This is a genomic window from Pontibacterium granulatum (assembly GCF_029961155.1).
Classification (GTDB): Bacteria; Pseudomonadota; Gammaproteobacteria; order Pseudomonadales; family Balneatricaceae; genus Pontibacterium; species Pontibacterium granulatum.
On the sequence record NZ_JASBRH010000007.1, the window covers coordinates 135,316 to 152,091 of the forward strand.

The 16,776-nt window shown below is 55.4% G+C and carries 11 protein-coding genes; 6 read left to right on the top strand and 5 right to left on the bottom strand.

Features of this window, described 5'->3' with window-relative positions; all coding sequences use genetic code 11:
* The first annotated feature begins 138 nt into the window (after nt 1–138).
* Both QKW35_RS08715 and QKW35_RS08720 read left to right on the top strand, forming a co-directional pair.
* Nucleotides 139–1,107, top strand: a complete 969-nt coding sequence (locus QKW35_RS08715; protein ID WP_282352372.1) for a hypothetical protein — start codon at nt 139–141, stop codon at nt 1,105–1,107.
* 135 nt (nt 1,108–1,242) lie between these two features.
* The gene (locus QKW35_RS08720) at nt 1,243–2,805 is read left to right on the top strand and encodes an EAL domain-containing protein (RefSeq protein ID WP_282352373.1); all 1,563 of its coding nucleotides are present in this window, start codon (nt 1,243–1,245) and stop codon (nt 2,803–2,805) included.
* Nucleotides 2,806–2,876: 71 nt separating this feature from the next.
* Here the strand turns inward: QKW35_RS08720 and arsJ are convergent, their stop codons facing one another.
* The 3 genes from arsJ to QKW35_RS08735 form a co-directional block, all read right to left on the bottom strand.
* Complete coding sequence (arsJ, locus tag QKW35_RS08725; RefSeq protein WP_282352374.1) at nt 2,877–4,100, bottom strand: organoarsenical effux MFS transporter ArsJ; 1,224 nt, start codon at nt 4,098–4,100, stop codon at nt 2,877–2,879.
* A complete protein-coding gene (locus QKW35_RS08730; protein WP_282352375.1) occupies nt 4,100–5,104 on the bottom strand; it encodes an ArsJ-associated glyceraldehyde-3-phosphate dehydrogenase in 1,005 nt (334 codons plus the stop codon). The genes arsJ and QKW35_RS08730 overlap by 1 nt, the downstream gene beginning before the upstream one ends.
* A gap of 419 nt (nt 5,105–5,523) precedes the next feature.
* On the bottom strand, nt 5,524–6,390 hold the full coding sequence (locus QKW35_RS08735) for a prephenate dehydratase (protein WP_282352376.1): 867 nt from the start codon (nt 6,388–6,390) through the stop codon (nt 5,524–5,526).
* A gap of 118 nt (nt 6,391–6,508) precedes the next feature.
* Between QKW35_RS08735 and trmH the strand changes: the two genes are divergently transcribed.
* Both trmH and lhgO read left to right on the top strand, forming a co-directional pair.
* Nucleotides 6,509–7,222: a tRNA (guanosine(18)-2'-O)-methyltransferase TrmH gene (trmH, locus tag QKW35_RS08740; RefSeq protein WP_282352377.1), complete on the top strand. Its 714-nt coding sequence runs from the start codon at nt 6,509–6,511 to the stop codon at nt 7,220–7,222.
* Between the two features lie 71 nt (nt 7,223–7,293).
* On the top strand, nt 7,294–8,496 hold the full coding sequence (gene lhgO, locus QKW35_RS08745) for an L-2-hydroxyglutarate oxidase (protein WP_282352479.1): 1,203 nt from the start codon (nt 7,294–7,296) through the stop codon (nt 8,494–8,496).
* A gap of 32 nt (nt 8,497–8,528) precedes the next feature.
* On the opposite strand, the gene QKW35_RS08750 is transcribed toward lhgO, so the two are convergent.
* On the bottom strand, nt 8,529–9,767 hold the full coding sequence (locus QKW35_RS08750) for a DEAD/DEAH box helicase (RefSeq protein ID WP_282352378.1): 1,239 nt from the start codon (nt 9,765–9,767) through the stop codon (nt 8,529–8,531).
* A gap of 64 nt (nt 9,768–9,831) precedes the next feature.
* Nucleotides 9,832–12,729 carry an EAL domain-containing protein gene (locus QKW35_RS08755; protein WP_282352379.1) on the bottom strand — a complete coding sequence of 966 codons (2,898 nt, stop codon included), beginning with the start codon at nt 12,727–12,729 and terminating at the stop codon, nt 9,832–9,834.
* A gap of 371 nt (nt 12,730–13,100) precedes the next feature.
* On the opposite strand from QKW35_RS08755, the gene rapA reads away from it, so the two are divergent.
* Nucleotides 13,101–15,974: an RNA polymerase-associated protein RapA gene (gene rapA, locus QKW35_RS08760; protein WP_282352381.1), complete on the top strand. Its 2,874-nt coding sequence runs from the start codon at nt 13,101–13,103 to the stop codon at nt 15,972–15,974.
* A gap of 160 nt (nt 15,975–16,134) precedes the next feature.
* Nucleotides 16,135–16,464 (top strand): PilZ domain-containing protein, encoded by a 330-nt coding sequence (locus QKW35_RS08765; protein WP_282352382.1) that lies wholly within the window; start codon nt 16,135–16,137, stop codon nt 16,462–16,464.
* Nucleotides 16,465–16,776: the final 312 nt, after the last annotated feature.

Below are 16,776 nucleotides of genomic sequence, written 5' to 3' on the forward strand. Positions count from 1 at the left end.
CTTGTCGGGGACGGCATGGCATTGCCGTTCCCCAATGCCCGTTTTTACGCCTCTCTTTTCATTTCTTTTGTTGTTCAAAGACTTATCAATTTGGCCTGAGATTTGCTGATTTGCCTTTACCCGATCCGGAGGTGATGAATGCAACTCAACAGACCGATGCCCGTTTTATCTAATGACCCTGTTCGTTTTGACCCACTGCAGCAAGACCGTGGTTTTGCTCAGATGTTTGAGCAGGAGTTAGCGGTGAAAAGCGCCAGTGGGGCCGGACCCAAAGCAGTGATGGCTTTGACCGGACCGGAAGAATCTCTGTTGAGCCGCTGGGCAATCCCGGATTACGAGCAAATCTTCGATGCACCGGAAGCGGTTATGCGGGAAACGGCGGCTGACTTTCTGCGTTTTGAAGAGCGTACCCGTCAGGTTGCCCACGAAATGATGCGTTACGATATCCAGGCAATGGTGGATATTCGTTTTGGCGTAGGCGGCATCGCCACACGGCTGGATAACAATTTCCTGATATCGGATGTATCGATGGCGCAGCTGTGGGGCGTGGAGCAGCAGATATTGGGGTGGGGGCAGAGCAACAGCAGCTTGGTGCAAACGATTACCGGGTTAGGCGTCAAGCACAGCCTGGCAAAGGCAGTAAGTGCACTTGGGCGTGAGCAGGGGATTAACCGGCAGCAGGCATCGGTCACCGGAGTACTAGACGACTACGTGCGTCAGCTGTTGCTGATAGCCAGCAATAGCACGGGGTTCAATCCGGTGATGCCGCACCAGATTGGTGTGCAGGGCTGTGACCTGGCCTGTGCGTTGGGCAGTGAGTTCAATCCACATCGGGCATCGGCTGCTGAGTTGCGTGGTGCGGCGCAGTTTCTTTTGCAGCAGGGCCGTGTGGGGATCGAAACGTTTTCGCTGATGACACATGCTCATCAGCTGTTGGGATTGGAGCGCGATGAGCGCTTCGTGGAGAATGTCAGTGAAAAGGTGGATTGGGTGAGCGCTTTTGACAATTTCTTAATGCAGGCGCCGTTGAATGGTGCGGCACGTACGCAGGTGCAACTGACGCGAGAAACGCTGCAGAGCTTGTCTCCTAATAAACCGGGAATTTGATCTTGCTGTTTTAACCTGTTGGTTAGGTCTGCGCTGGAATGTATCCTCTGCAGGCGCTAATTAATAATTGAATGGGCGTTCCGCTTTGTACTAGTCTAGCGCTATTATTCGAAGATTCTTACAGGATGCCAGGCTGTGCAGTTGCTCAAAAAACGAGCGGATCTTTTTATCCTGATCATCAGTGTGGTGTTTGGAGCGGCCATTTTCCTTGGGTTGTTTTTGCTTATCAGTGCCGAGGCTACCGAAAAGCAGAAAACATCGGCTTCCCGTGTGCTGACCATGATCGAAGGTGTGTTTGATGACGCGGTCATGGCCTTGGACTTCCTCAATACCGAATCCTATTCCAGTTGCACCAACATCACGCTGCTGCGTATGCGACAGGCGGTATTTCGTTCCCAGTTGATCAAGGATGTAGGGTACTTTGAGGGCGAAAACTTAGTGTGTACCACTGGAATGGGAGTTCTCCCAGCCCCGTTCTTCGGCTCCGACCCGACCTTCAAAGCAAAGGCATTCGATGTGTGGGTCGAACACGGGTTGATCCTGTTTGATGAGGCGTATCAGGCAATACTGCTAAAGAAGGGCGATTTCAATGCGGTCATACGCCCGGAAGATCTGGAGAGTGATATCCCCTCGGAATATCAGTGGGAGATCTCACTGTTTGGCAACAGCACCTACTACCACTTGCTGGGCCAGAAGCAACTGATCACAGATGTGGATGCTACGCTATCCAAGCCGTTATCGATGGTGAGGGACTATAAGTCGTGCAGTGCAACGCATCCGGTTTGTATTGCATCACGTTTGACGCCGGGGCAGTTTATCCGTCTCTACGAATCATCCATTGCACTGATCAGCGCGCTGAGTTTCCTGTTGTCACTCTGTCTCTTCGCCTTGTTGAATCGTGCACTTACCCGTTACCTGTCTCTCTCGGCGAGAGTGCAGAGGGGATTTCATAGCGGCTCTTTTTATGCGGAGTTTCAGCCAATTGTGGATCTGAACTCCGGACGCGTGATCGGTTGCGAAGCGCTGGCGCGATACAGAGATTCCTCTGGCCCGCTGTTTCCGGACCAGTTTTTGCCGGTCATCAAACAGCAGGGGATGACCTGGGCATTTACGAGCTTTATGTTGCGCGATGTGGCTGCACGACTGCAAAGCATTGGCTCATTGCCAGATCATTTCAGGGTCAGTGTGAACCTGTTTCCCCAGGATATCACCGCACAGAATGTGAACTGCCTGATCAAGAGCGACTACTTCCGAGGCATGAATGTGCAACCAATTCTTGAAATCATCGAGGATGCGGAACTGCACGATACCGAGTTTCGCTCCCTGTTTCAGACGCTTGTTGATGCCGGTTACCTGATTGCCATCGATGACTTTGGGACTGGATACTCAAGCCTGGTGCAGTTGAAGAAAACCAACTGCCATATCCTGAAGATGGATCGCAGCTTTGTGACTGACATCGAAGAGGGCAGTATCCGCTCCAGCCTGGTACCGCACATTGTGGCTATTGCTGAAGAATTGGATGCAGTGATTGTCGCAGAAGGGATCGAGAACGATATGCAACACCAGGCCTTGAAGGAGGCGGGTATCCGCTTTGGACAAGGCTGGGCGTTCGGCAAACCGATGCCTGAAGCGCAGTTGAAACAGGCGTTACAGGGGCAGACTGAGACGAGTGACGTTCAGGAGACTGAGACCTGTTGACTCAGTGACATGTACTTTAGAAAGTGATTTGAAACCGGGGCGGGCATTTGAACCTACCCCGTGATAACTGCTTACGCTTGATGGCGTGGCAATGCCAGCGATAATCCACTGGTGATTAGCAGGAACAGCGCGGATACCCAAAGACAAGCTTCCAGACCATAGGCCTGAAACATCCAGCCGGACAGCAGAGTGCCCACCAGGCGACCGGAGGCGTTGGCCATATAGTAGAAGCCTACATCCATCGAGGCGCCATCTTCCTTGGCGTAACTCACGATCAGGTAACTGTGTAGTGATGAGTTGACGGCAAACAGCACACCAAACAATACCAAACCGCCCAGCAATATAAGCTGTGGATTCAGATCCAGTCCCAGAGCAATCAGCGCTGGGATTGCCGTGAGCGCCAGTGCCCAGCCTAATGCACTCATCCCATCCGGATGCTTGCCGCTGCGACGGCCGGTGATCCAGGGAGCTGCGGCTTGTACAAAGCCGTAGGCGATCACCCAACTGGCGAGGAAGCCACCTACCGCCCAGTGATCCCAGCCAAACTCGCTGCTCAGGTAAACCGGCAGGGCGACCACAAACCAGATATCACGGGCACCAAACAGAAACAGGCGCGCCGCAGACAGTTTGTTGACCGCCGCGCTGGTGGAGAACACTTCGGAGAACTTGGGTTTACGCTTCGCCTTGCCCAGATCCTCTTTCAGCTTGATCAGGCTCAGCAGTAGCACAAGTGACAAGCCGCCGATCATGATCCAGACGGCACCTGCAAAGCCTGCCAGGGTGAGCAGGGCCCCCCCCAGGAAGAAACCCACACCTTTCAGGGTGTTCTTGGAACCGGTGAGGATGGCGACCAGTTTGTATAGATGGCCTTCCACCTGACCGTCCACCTTGGCCTTGTCCAGCTGCTTCACCGAGCTTTTGGCGCTCATCTTGTTCAGGTCTTTGGCGATCCCCGACAGCGCCTGTGCCGCCATCACCCAAGGTACGGAGAGCATACTGGCCGGCACTGTAAGCATCAGCAGCGCAATCACCTGCAGGCTGAGGCCGATGTTCATGGTTTTGTTCAGGCCGATGCGTGCACCGAGCCAGCCGCCAACCAGATTGGTGACGATGCCGAAGAACTCGTAGAACAGGAACAGCAGCGCGATCTCCAGCGGGCGGTAGCCAAGCTGATGGAAATGCAGCACCACCAACATGCGCAGGGCGCCGTCGGTGAGGGTGAATCCCCAGTAGTTGCCGGTTACGAGGAGGTATTGGCGTACCTCCGCCGATAAATTGGAGATAGCGCTGATCATTAACTTGCCGCCATGATGTGCTTCGCCAGCTCAACGGTACGGTTTACGTACCCCCACTCGTTGTCGTACCAGGCGTAGATTTTCAGCTGGGTGCCGTTCACCACCATGGTGGAAAGCGCATCCACGATGCTGGAACGCGGATCGGTACGGTAGTCGATGGATACGAGCGGGCGCTCTTCGTAACCCAGAACACCGTTCAGCTCGTTGTCTGCTGCCTCCTTAAATAGCGCATTCACCTCCTCAATGGTGGTGCTGCGCTCCAGCTCAAATACCATATCGGTCAGGGATGCGTTAGCCAGTGGAATACGCACCGCGTGACCGTTCAGGCGGCCTTTCAGATCCGGGAAAATCTCGGTGATCGCCTTGGCAGATCCGGTCGTGGTTGGGATCAGGCTCATGCCGCAGGCGCGGGCGCGGCGCAGGTCCTTGTGCGGTGCATCCAGAATGGTCTGGGTGTTGGTGATGTCGTGGATGGTGGTCATGGAGCCGTGACGGATGCCCAGCTTCTCATGTACAACCTTGATAACCGGCGCGAGGCAGTTGGTGGTGCAGGAGGCGGCGGTTACGATGCGGTGTTGCGCCGGGTCAAACAGGTCGTGGTTGATGCCCATCACCAGGTTCAGTGCACCTTCCTCTTTTACCGGCGCGGTGACCAGCACACGCTGTACGCCCTGATCCAGGTAGGTGTTTAGAACGTCCACTTGCTTGAACTTACCGCTGGCCTCAATCACCAGGTCACAACCGGACCAGTCCGTATCGGTAATGGTGCTGTTGCTGCTGAAGCGCAGCGTCTGGTCACCGATCTGGATATTATCGCCTTCAGCTGTGGCTTCGTACTGCCAGGTACCGTGCACGGAGTCGAAGTTCAGAAGGTGGGCAAAGGTGGCGGCATCACCTGCCGGGTCGTTGATCTGTACAAACTCAAGCTCCGGGTAGTCCCAGCCCGCACGCAGTGCCAGGCGGCCCATGCGGCCAAAACCGTTAATACCTACTTTGATGCCCATGGATATACTCCAGAAATATTGGGGTTATATATGAAATTTCGAATATGTTATTTGCCATATGTTTCTCTGTCCAGCGTTGTAATGCAGTTCATCATCAATTCATCTCAAAGCTATGAATTGAATGGCTGGCCCGCTGAAGTGTGTATGGTAAGGATAATGACGAGATGTGCCGGATGCCAAACAGGGCTGCTGGTGGCGGTGGGAGTTGCGGATAAAAAGACCCCTCCCAAACGGGAGGGGCAGAATCTGTGTTAACTCTGCGAGTGGACAGAGTTGAAGATGGGATGCGGAAAGTGTTCATCGAAGAAATCACTAAACCACGATTTCAGTATGGTACGGAATGCTGCAGTGCAACACTGTACTTTGGTCTATAAAACAACAGGTTTTAATTATTCTGTCGTTGTATATATTGCAGGTGCTTACTCGACGATCACATCTTCGCGGTAACGGAATGGGTGTGCGGCGTAGGTCCCCATGATACGCACCTCTCGGGCGAAGAAGTCCAGCTCCTGCAGCGCATACTGCATCGATTTCTGGTTGACGTGGCCTTCTACATCCAAATGGAAGCTGGACACGGTCATGGTGTCGGATGCCATATAGCTCTCCAACTTCACCATGTTTACGCCGTTGGTACTGAAACCACCCAGCGCCTTATACAGCGCTGCTGGAATATTGCGTACGGTGAACATGATGGTGGTCATGTACTTATTCTTTGGGTTGAACTCAGGCACAACCTTGTCACGGGACAGGATCAGGAAGCGGGTGGTGTTACCGGCTTTGTCCTGGAAGTTTTCACGCAGCACTTCCAGACCGTAGAGTTCAGCGGCCAGGCTGGAGGCAATCGCTGCGAACTCTTTCTTGCCCGCTTTCGCCAGTGCCGCAGCAGAGCCAGCGGTATCAAGGCTTGCGACAGGTTCCAGGCCCAACTCTTTGGTGTGTTCCAGACACTGTGCCAGTGCTTGCGGGTGGGAGGAGACGGTTTTCAGCTCTTCCAGTTGGGTACCCGGCAGGCCCAGCAGGCAGTGGTTTACCGGTTCGAAGTGCTCACCCACGATGTGCAGCTGGGTTTTTGGCATCAGGCGGTAGATCTCCTCTACGCGGCCTGCGGTGGAGTTCTCCAGCGGAATCATCGCCAGCTCAGCCTTGCCGTCTTCCACCATAAACATCGCTTCTGCAAAAGTTTCGCAAGCATGTGCTTCCATCTCCGGAAAAGCACGGGTGCAGGACAGGTGGGAATACGCGCCGGGTTGGCCCTGGTAGGCGATAATTTTTGCTGAGTCGCTCATGATGTAATCCGTACAACCAAGTATAAAATGGGGGCATATTATCGCACAGGCCCCGGGATAACTGGAAAAAAATTGTCCCTTTGGTAAGGTGGCGAGTCTATTTCAGATCGAGTTTGTCATGACCCCTGAACGCCAGCAGAAGTTGCTGGCCACGCTGTTGCGTCGCCAGCCGGACCTGACCCTGATCGCCGACCGTGTGCATAAACCCCGCAACCTGGCCGCGTTGATCCGCAATGCCGATGCGGTGGGAATCCATGAGATTCACAGTGTAAACCCGAAGGAGGGGTATCCACTCTTTCGTGGCACAACACGGGGCTCTGACCGATGGGTTAAACTGCGCTGCCATGAGACCTTTCAGGACGCTGCCGATACGGTACGTGCCAAGGGCATGAAGATCTATGCGGCGCACTTGTCCGACAAAGCGGTGGACTACCGCGAGGTTGATTACACCAAACCCTGTGCAATCCTGATGGGCGCCGAGAAGTACGGCGTCAGCGAAGAGGGGCAGGAATTGGCGGATGAACACATCATCGTGCCGATGATGGGTATGGTGGAATCGCTGAATGTATCCACTGCGGCCGGGATCATCCTGGTGGAAGCCCAGCATCAGCGTATGAAAGCGGGATTGTATGCCGAGTCCCGCCTGCCGCGGGAAGAGCTCGCGTATACCCTGTTTGAGTGGTCTAATCCGATCATTGTCGAGTTTTGCCGTGAGCGCGGCCTGGCTTACCCGGAATATAACGAGATGGGTGAGATGGTGGATGCGGTGGGCTGGAACAAACAGGTTCAGGCTGGAGAAGCGACGCGCTTTTATTGGCCGAAATTCGACTGATTTCAATACAACGGACAGAGTCTGACAGCAGGTTACGGAGACAAGGTTTGAAGCCACGGCAGCCACGGCCCATTTACGACTTCATGGTGATTGGCGGAGGCATCCTCGGGATGTCTACCGCGATGCAGCTTCAGGAGGCGTATGCCGGTTGTTCGGTGCTGGTGCTGGAGAAGGAATCTGCACCGGCCAAACACCAGACCGGCCGCAACTCCGGTGTCATCCATGCCGGGGTGTACTACACACCGGGTAGCCTGAAAGCCAAATTCTGCAAAGCGGGCAACCTGGCGACCAAAGCGTTCTGTGACGAGCACGGTATCAAATACGACGCGTGCGGTAAGTTGCTGGTGGCGACTGACGCCTTGGAGCTGGAACGGATGCAGGCGCTGATCGATCGCTGCGCGCAGAACGAGCTGGAGATTGAGGTACTGGATCAGCATCAACTAAGTGAGCGCGAGCCTAACATCAGCGGTGTCGGCGCGATCTTTGTACCCTCCACCGGTATCGTCAACTACGCGGAAATTACCCGCAAAATGGCGGAGATCGTACAATCTAAAGGCGGTAAGATCCTCTATGAAACCGAGGTGCAGGGGCTGGAGCAGTTTACTGACCGGATTACTGCATATGGGAGTGATGACCGTTACCACGCCCGTTATATGGTCGCGTGCGCCGGTTTGCAGTCTGACCGTATCGTGCAGATGCTGGGTAAAGCACCGCACTTCCGCATTATCCCGTTCCGTGGCGAATACTACCTGCTGGACCAGGCCCACAATGGGATTGTGAATCACCTGATCTATCCGATCCCTGATCCGGATCTGCCGTTCCTGGGCGTACACCTGACCCGTATGATTGACGGCACGGTAACGGTTGGACCCAATGCGGTGTTGGCGTTTAAGCGTGAGGGATATGAGCGCAATTCGTTCAGCCTGAAAGAGAGCGCAGAGATGCTGCAGTATCCGGGGCTGTTACGCCTGCTGCGCAAACACTTCCGAGCCAGCCTGAACGAATTAAAAAACTCCCGCAGTAAGCCGGGTTACCTAAAGCTGGTACAGAAGTACTGCCCGTCACTGAATGTGGATGACCTGAAGCCCTATCCGGCAGGTATCCGCGCGCAGGCGGTGACAAAAGACGGCAGCTTGGTGGATGACTTCCTGTTCGAAAGCACCCAGCGCACCCTGATTGTGTGCAACGCGCCATCGCCGGCGGCAACCTCGGCGATTCCGATCGGACAGCATATCGTCGAGCGCCTGTCGCGGCAGGTGGATGATGTGTATTAAGTGACTGTGGTCCAATAAAAAAAGCGCTGAAATCAGCGCTTTTTCTTGGTTTTGCTCTTGGCGGATTTCTTCGCCGCAGCCGTCTTTTTCTTCTTAGGCTTGGTTTTTTTCACCTCTTTGGGCATCACCCGTTTCGGCTCCAGCCCGTCGATGGTGGCCTGTGCAATCTTCTGGCCGGTGTAGCGCTCGATACGGCCCAGGTTGAGCCAGTCATTGCTGTCTACCAGTGACCAGGCAAAACCCTGGCCGCCATCACGTCCGCTGCGCCCTGCACGGTGCACGTAGATGTCTCCTCGGCGCGGCAGGTGCAGGTTGATCACGTGGCTGATCTCCAGGAGGTCGAGGCCACGGGCCGCCACATCGGTGGCAACAATCACTTTCAGGCGACCACGACGCATGCGCTTAAGACGGGTGGTACGTTCGCCCTGGGGGAGTTCGCCATGCAGGCCGTCACACATGATGCCCAGACGACGAATAAACTGCACCCAGGTATCCACCTGCTTACGGGAAGCGACAAACACCAGCGCCTGCTTGATCTCGCTGCGGCTGATCAGGGACTTTAACAACGCCTGTTTGTGATCGTCGTTGTCGGCGAGATACACCGTCTGCTGGATGTTGCCCGCGACACCGCGTGGTGGTGCCAGGGTGAGGGAGCGGGATTCGTTGTTCAGCAGGTCCTGCGCCAGCGCTTCCACCTGTCCGCCTTCCAGCGTAGCGGAGAACATCAGGGTCTGGCGGGTGATCGGTGTCAGGTCGGCGATCTTGCGGATGTCGCCGATAAAGCCCATGTCCAGCATGCGGTCCGCTTCGTCGATGATCAGCATCTGCACCACGGAGAGGTCTAACCAGCCTTTTGCATCCATCTCCAGCAGTCGACCCGGTGTCGCCACCAGGATATCCACACCTTCGCTCAGCTCTTTCTGCTGGTTGCCGTAAGGTACACCGCCCACCAGCATGGCACTGCGAATATCGGTCAGCGCGGTCTGCTTCTTGATCACGTGCAGGATCTGGTTTGCCAGTTCACGGGTTGGTGTCAGGATCACAATGCGGGGTGCATCCAGCGGTTTGTCCTGCTGATCCAACAGGTGTTGCAGGGCGGGCAAAACAAACGCCAGTGTCTTACCGGAACCGGTTGCCGCACAGGCCAACAGGTCCACGCCCTCCATGATGGCTGGAATCGCCTGCTGCTGGATCTCGGTGGCATCGATAAACTCGTTTTCCGCGAGGGTTTGCAGCAATTCTAGATCAAGTTCGAGGTCGATAAATGACATGGTATGGATCTGTTACCTGTAGGCAGTGAATCTCATGGCAGTTTAGCTGCCGCAAAAGCGGAGATTATACCGGTTGCAGCTCGTCTGCATACCATTGAGTTAAATGATTGAGCAGTTCGTCCCGCTGTGCGATCAGCGAAGGTGCCAGCTGTTGCGCCTGGGCGTACTTTCCTTGAGATGCCAGGATAATCATCTGTGCCGACTGGGCATGGATCGCCTTGTGGATGTGATCCACTTCCTGCCAGCGCTGGGTGTGACCAAAGTGAGCCCGGCCATCGCCATTGAGCCACTGGCCAAAGCGGCAGTTGATATGGTCCTGCACGTCGCTTGGAATTACCTCGTGGGTTTCCCGGTTCACGTAGGCCAGAATTCGGCTGACCCAACTGCGGTGGTCAACACTGGCCGCCAATAAGGGGAAGTTTTTGATCGGCATTGGATTAATGATCGAGCCGCTCCACTCCTCTGGAAGTGTGTACTGACGTACCCACTCAGGGAACTGTTCGGCAGGCATCGGAGCAGCGATGACGTATCCTTGTGCTACTTCACACCCCAAATGCAGCAGCATCAGGCCCTGTTCGATTGTTTCCACACCTTCGGCAACGGTGTTAAGGCGGAAGGCGGTGGCGAGACCGATAATGCCCTCCACGATCGCCAGGTTGTCGGGATCATCGATGATGTCGCCAACAAAACTGCAGTCGATCTTGATTGTATCGGCGGGCAGTCGTTTCAGGTGGGTCAGGCTGGAGTAGCCGGTGCCAAAATCATCCAGGGCAAAACCCACTCCGCGTGCACGGCAACGGCGAATGATCTCGCTGGCGCGGGTAATGTTTTCCAGTGCGGTGGTTTCTAGAATCTCCAGCTCCAGTGCGGATGGAGGCAGGGTGGGATACAGCGCCAGCAGGGCGGATAGCTTGTCGACAAAGCCGCTCTCCTGCAGGAACTGACCGGAGATATTCACACTCAGGGTCAGCCGCAGGTCGTGGAGGTGCCATTCGTGTAGCTGCTGGATACCATGATGCAGCACCCATTCCTCCAGGTCGGCCATCAACTGGTCGCCGGTCAGCAGAGGCAGAAATTCGTTGGGCGACAATAAGCCGCGCTCCGGATGTCGCCAGCGCAGCAGCGCTTCGGCCCCCAAAATCTGGCCGGTTTTCATATTGACCTTGGGCTGGTAGTAGAGCTCGAAGTCGCCATCGCGTAAGCTTTGGGCCGCCTGGCGGATCAGTGCCTGACGCTGGTTCTGCACACTGTTCTGTTGGCTATCAAACAGGCAGTAGCAGTTGCGCCCCTGCTGCTTGGCGGCATACATCGCCTGGTCGGCGTGACGCAGCAGCATATCGGCATCGCAGTCATCATCGGGGAACAGTGTGTAGCCAAGGCTGGCCGAGATCGATATCTGGTTACCGCATAAGCGATATGGGGCAGCAATTCGGCTTAGAATACGCTTCAGCGAGGCTTCCGCCTGTTGGCGGTTTTCGTGGCCGGGTAGCAGCAGCACGAATTCGTCGCCGCCCAGACGGGCGATGGTGTCCTGGGCACGTGATGCGTGGCGTAGTCGGTTTGCCACCTCAATCAGCAGCTGATCGCCCACATCGTGGCCCAGTGCGTCGTTTACCGGTTTGAAGTGGTCCAGATCCAGGTAGCCAATGACCAGTAGTTTGCCGTTTTCGCAGGTCTTCTGAAGGGCAATCTGCATACGTTCGGACAGCAGGGTGCGGTTGGGCAGGTTGGTAAGTGGATCGTAATACGCCAGGTGTTTCAGTTGCTGCTGGCTGTACTTCAGATCGGTCACATCCAGCCCTTCGACCAGAATGTAATCGACGTCGTTGTTGTCGTTCAGGATCGGCTGGAAGCGGCAATCGCAGTAGCGTACCTGCTTGCGCGAATCCAGATGTTGGGTGTCCAGGCGGCTGGTCTTGCCGTTAAGTGCAGTGGCGAGTACCTGGCGCAAGCGTTCTGTTTGGCTCAGGTCGTCGCTGCGCCAAACGGTCTCCCAGATCGGGTTAAGTAACACTTCCGAACGGCTGTAACCGCTCATTTTCATTGCCGCAGCGTTGATCTCCAGAACACAGCCTTGTGGGTCCAGCAACGCAAGGAAGATATTGGTGGTATCAAAGATCGCGTGCAGTTTGTGTTCGTAACGCTTGAGTTCCGATTCGTTCCGTTGGCGCTGGCGCCGCATCTCACCGGCAAACTCGATCTCGATCTGGTGCACGATGTCGTGTTCGGTCACCAACCCCAGTACTTTGTTGCTCTGGTCGACTACCACCAAGTGGCGGATGTTGTGCGCCTGCATCGCTTCCAGCGCGATCGGTACGGGGGTGTTGTCAGGGATGGTGCGAACGGGTTTTACCATCACCTGGTCAAGCTGGGTGCTGCTGTCGACCTCGTTGCTGTTGTAGAACTTAACCGCATCATTTTCCGTCAGGATGCCGCAGGGAAGATCATTATCCGTAGCAACAACGCAGGTGAAACGGTGCGAGGCCATGGTTTGAATGGCACTGCGCAACAAGGTAGTGCGAGGCACCGTAAGCGCACTGCTGCTCATCACGCCACGGATATCTTTTAATCGGGAGATGAAGTTGGAGCTGAGGTGGTTGCGGAAATCACTCTCGCTGATGATCCCCTGAGGATTCCCGCTGTCGTCCAGCAGAAGCAAGTGGCGGATATTGTGGAATGCCAACAGGTGGTAGCCGTCGCGAAACTCTGTACGGGCTGGGGCGACCACCACCGGTTTACTCATCACGTCGCTCACTGGTGCATCGGCAGGCATATCGGCTGCAAGGGCCTTGAGCACATCGCGCTCGGTGATGATGCCAGCGGGCTGGTCCGGGCTGTCCGGATCAACAACCAACAGCGAACTGGTACCGGATTGCTGCATCAGTTCGGTGGCCTCAGCCATGGTCGCGGATGTAAGCAGTTGATAGAGTGGGTGGCTTAACAGGTGCTCGAGTTTCTTCACGGTCTTCGCCCGATTACTACTACAGCAGCCCCGTTACTTCACAACCAGAGCTGCTTGGGTTGATCAATCTTTGTTTCATGGGAAGATCACTGGACGTGAGACAGCGCTCGAACTGTTGGCGGTTTTGCTTAAACCGTATCGTCTTTCACGACCGATTTGACTAGTACAGGCCCCTTCCCTGGGATAAAGGTATACCTGAAATGCTACACACAACACTGATTCGCCTCAGGTTTTGGGGCGCTATCCTAAGAAATTGCCCTGTTCCGGGAAAATTCTTCGGCAATTTTGAACTAAGTTTTGTAAGGCGAGGGTGAAACGCCTATCATTCCCGCCCCTCAGATTTTACTTCAAAAAAAACGGAACACAGTACTTTGGCAAACTCCCCTTATTCTTTAGGTCAGCGTTGGGTCAGTAACACAGAAGCTGAGCTGGGTCTGGGTGTTGTAACTGACACCGACGGACGCCGCGTTACATTGGCGTTTCCTGCGTCGGAAGAGGAACGCACCTACGCCGTCGACAACGCACCCATCAGCCGTGTGGTTTATGCACAGGGTGAAACCGTGCGTACCATCGAAGGCGTTTCTTTCAGCGTTGAAGACCGTCACGAAAATAACGGTGTATACCTGTATGTAGGTTCGACGGAAGAGGGAGAGTCCGTTGTCGTACCGGAAGCGGAGCTGGATGCATTTGTACAGTTCAGCAAACCTGCTGACCGTCTGTTTGCCGGTCAGATCGATAAGCTGAAACGTTACCGCCTGCGCCTGGATACGCTTGAGCAGATGCACCGCCTGCAACAGTCCGGCGTGACAGGCCTGTTGGGCGCACGTGTGCAGCTTTTGCCACACCAGTTTTATATCGCCAACCAGGTAGCCAACCGCCACGCGCCCCGTGTACTGCTGGCTGACGAAGTAGGTCTGGGTAAGACCATTGAGGCAGGTCTGATTATCCTGCATCAGTTGATCACGGGTCGCGCCCAGCGTGTACTGGTTACCGTACCGGACAGCCTGCTGTACCAGTGGCTGGTGGAGATGCTGCGTCGCTTTAACCTGCGTTTTACTGTACTGGATGAGATGCGCTGCATCACCATGGATATGTCCGGCATCGATAATCCATTCGAAAATGCCCAGTTGATCCTCTGCAGCCAGTCTTTCCTGAGTGAAAACCCGGAACGTCACGCCCAGGCCATGGCGGCACAGTGGGACCTGATGGTTGTGGATGAAGCCCACCACCTAGGCTGGAGTGAAGAGGTCGCAAGCCACCTGTATCTGGCGATTGAAGCGTTGGCGCAACAGATCCCGGGTGTCCTGCTGCTGACCGCGACCCCAGAGCAGTTGGGACTGGAAGGCCATTTTGCCCGCCTGCGTTTGCTGGATCCGGACCGCTACAACGATCTGGCCGAGTTCCGTGAAGAGGAGAACGGCTACCGTCAGGTGAGCACGCTGGTGGAGCATCTACAGGAAGAAGACGTTGCCCAGCGTTTGGAGAGCGATGAGGGGATGCAGCAGCTGGTGGCCGACTATTTGGACCAGGGCGCGGTGGATAAGCTGCTGGCAGGTCTGCACACCGAACAGCAGGATGAGGTGATCCGAGATTGCATCAATAAACTGCTGGACCGCCATGGTACCGGCCGCGTGTTGTTCCGTAACACCCGTGCCGCAGTGGAGGGCTTCCCGGGCCGTGCCTTGACCACCTACCCGCTGGAAGCACCGGAAGCATTTAAAGCCCATGAAGTGGGCGAGAATATCGAACACTTGCTGCACCCGGAACGTATCCTGGGGGATGACTGGCTGCAGAGCGATCCACGTGTACCGTGGCTGGAACAGTGGCTGAAAGACCACCGCTACGAAAAAACGCTGCTGATCTGTGGCAGTAAACAGACCGCGATCGCACTGGAAGAACACCTGCGTCTGCGTGTCGGTATCCGCTGTGCGGCGTTCCACGAAGGCCTGACCTTGGTTAACCGTGACCGTGCGGCGGCGTACTTTGCCGACAATGAAGATTCCGCTCAGGTACTGATCTGTTCCGAGATCGGCAGTGAAGGGCGTAACTTCCAATTTGCCCAGCACCTGCTGATGTTCGATCTGCCGCTGAACCCGGATCTGCTGGAGCAACGTATCGGTCGTCTTGACCGTATTGGACAGAAAAATACCGTCCAGATCCATGTGCCGTTCTACAGCGACAGCGCTCAGGAAACCCTGCTGCGCTGGTACAACGAAGGTGTGGATCTGTTCAGCCGTCCGTGCGCCGCCGGTCAGCAGCTGTTCCTGAAATTTGCCACCGAGCTGTACACCCAGATGGACGACAGCACTCGTGACGAACAGGCGCTGGAGACGCTGCTGGATGATACCCGCCACGAAACAGGCGCGGTGATGCAACAGTTGCAGGATGGTCGTGATCGTCTGCTGGAGCTGAACTCCTGCGACCTGCCACGTGCTCAGGATATCCTGGCAGAAGTGGAGCAGACCGGTGACCGTCTGGCGCTGAGTGACTATATGAGTAATGTCTTCGACCAGTTTGGCGTAGAGATGCAGCCACACGGTCCGGACTCCATCGTCCTGCACCCAACGGATCATATGTTGCACGAGCACTTCCCGGGCTTGCCGGATGAAGGCATGACGGCAACCTTCAGCCGCACCGAAGCCCTGTCCCGTGAAGATATGCACTTCATGACTTGGGAACACCCGATGGTGGAAGGGGTGATGGAGATGATTCTCGGCAGCGACTTCGGTAATACCGCTGTTTGCACCATGAAACTGCCACCGTTGCAGCCGGGTACGCTTTTGCTGGAAGCCGTGTACCGTGTCAACTGCGCTGCGCCAAAAGCGATGCAGGTGTCCCGCTATCTGCCAGCTGGAACCATCCGTGTGGTCATCGACAGCAACGGCAACGATCTGAGTAAGGTCCTGACCCAGGCGCACTTCGACAAGTTGGGTGAGCGCGTACCGCGTGCTACCGCACAGAACCTGGTGCGTCATGGCCGGGAGCAGATCCAGACGCTGCTGGACCGTGCCGAAGCTGTGGCAAAACCGCAGCGCGAGACCGCGCTGCAGGATGCAACCGAGCGGGTAGAGCAGCTGGTGGGTGGCGAAGTGGAACGCCTGCATGCACTGGCGAAAGTGAACCCGAATATCCGCAGTGAAGAGCTGGATCACCAGCAGGCCCAAAAAGACGATCTGTTGCGGTATCTGGCAGAGGCGTCTCTGAACCTCGACGCGATCCGCGTGGCGCTGGTCACCAACGACTAAACAGCATACAGCGGGGCCCATTGGCCCCGCTTCTGTCTTGTCTCTACCACATATGTAAATTTGGCTTTACAGATGTGTAAATTTCATGAAACAGCTGTGTAAATATTGATCTATACTGACTCGCAAGATTCATAATTGACCGTCTGGAGGCGGCTTAGTTATGGAAGAGAAGCGTAAGTACGGACGAGTCAGAACCTGCTATCAGGTTCGTTTATCACATCCCTGCCGCGGCAGCTGGCTGGGACTCGTGACGAATATGTCGGAAGGTGGGGTGTACGTAACCGATGTTGATCCCAACGAGTTCTCTATAGGGATGGAGCTGGAAGCGATGGTCTTTGGCAAAGGGTGGGATAAAGCGATGCCAACCCTGGCCATGCGGGTGATCAGGATCGAAGATCGGGGGATTGCGCTGATGTTTCTGGAGCACGAATTCCCATTGATGGATACCGGGTGTATACCTGAGCAAGATCAACCTCCCTACCTGCGATAGTCTTTCATTCTCCATAGCCGTGCCGGATCTGTTCCGGTACGGCCTCAACTTTTCCCAATTGATGCATAATTAAGGAACCCGCGAATAAGTCCGAGACTTTCTCTGCGGACGATAAAACAGCTTTGTGTGCGAAAGGCAGCGCAGCGGATTGACTGGTCCTTTCCATGCTGCCTGACAAAGCAGAAGGCTGTTTTAGCGCCCGTTAGGGCGCTCAGTGCACCTGATTCCAGCGTTAGCCGTTTTCGCCGGGCAACCAGCCCGCCTGTAACGGCATGCCTTGAAATCAAAATGCTCTGAGCTCCAGAGGCGTTT

What these genes read in the sequence shown, in the direction of transcription:
- arsJ (WP_282352374.1), bottom strand. Translation starts at nt 4,100, where the DNA reads ATGATCAGCGCTATCTCCAATTTATCGGCGGAGGTACGCCAATACCTC.
- QKW35_RS08750 (WP_282352378.1), bottom strand. Translation starts at nt 9,767, where the DNA reads ATGTCATTTATCGACCTCGAACTTGATCTAGAATTGCTGCAAACCCTC.
- QKW35_RS08765 (WP_282352382.1), top strand. Translation starts at nt 16,135, where the DNA reads ATGGAAGAGAAGCGTAAGTACGGACGAGTCAGAACCTGCTATCAGGTT.
- QKW35_RS08715 (WP_282352372.1), top strand. Translation starts at nt 139, where the DNA reads ATGCAACTCAACAGACCGATGCCCGTTTTATCTAATGACCCTGTTCGT.
- trmH (WP_282352377.1), top strand. Translation starts at nt 6,509, where the DNA reads ATGACCCCTGAACGCCAGCAGAAGTTGCTGGCCACGCTGTTGCGTCGC.
- QKW35_RS08735 (WP_282352376.1), bottom strand. Translation starts at nt 6,390, where the DNA reads ATGAGCGACTCAGCAAAAATTATCGCCTACCAGGGCCAACCCGGCGCG.
- QKW35_RS08730 (WP_282352375.1), bottom strand. Translation starts at nt 5,104, where the DNA reads ATGGGCATCAAAGTAGGTATTAACGGTTTTGGCCGCATGGGCCGCCTG.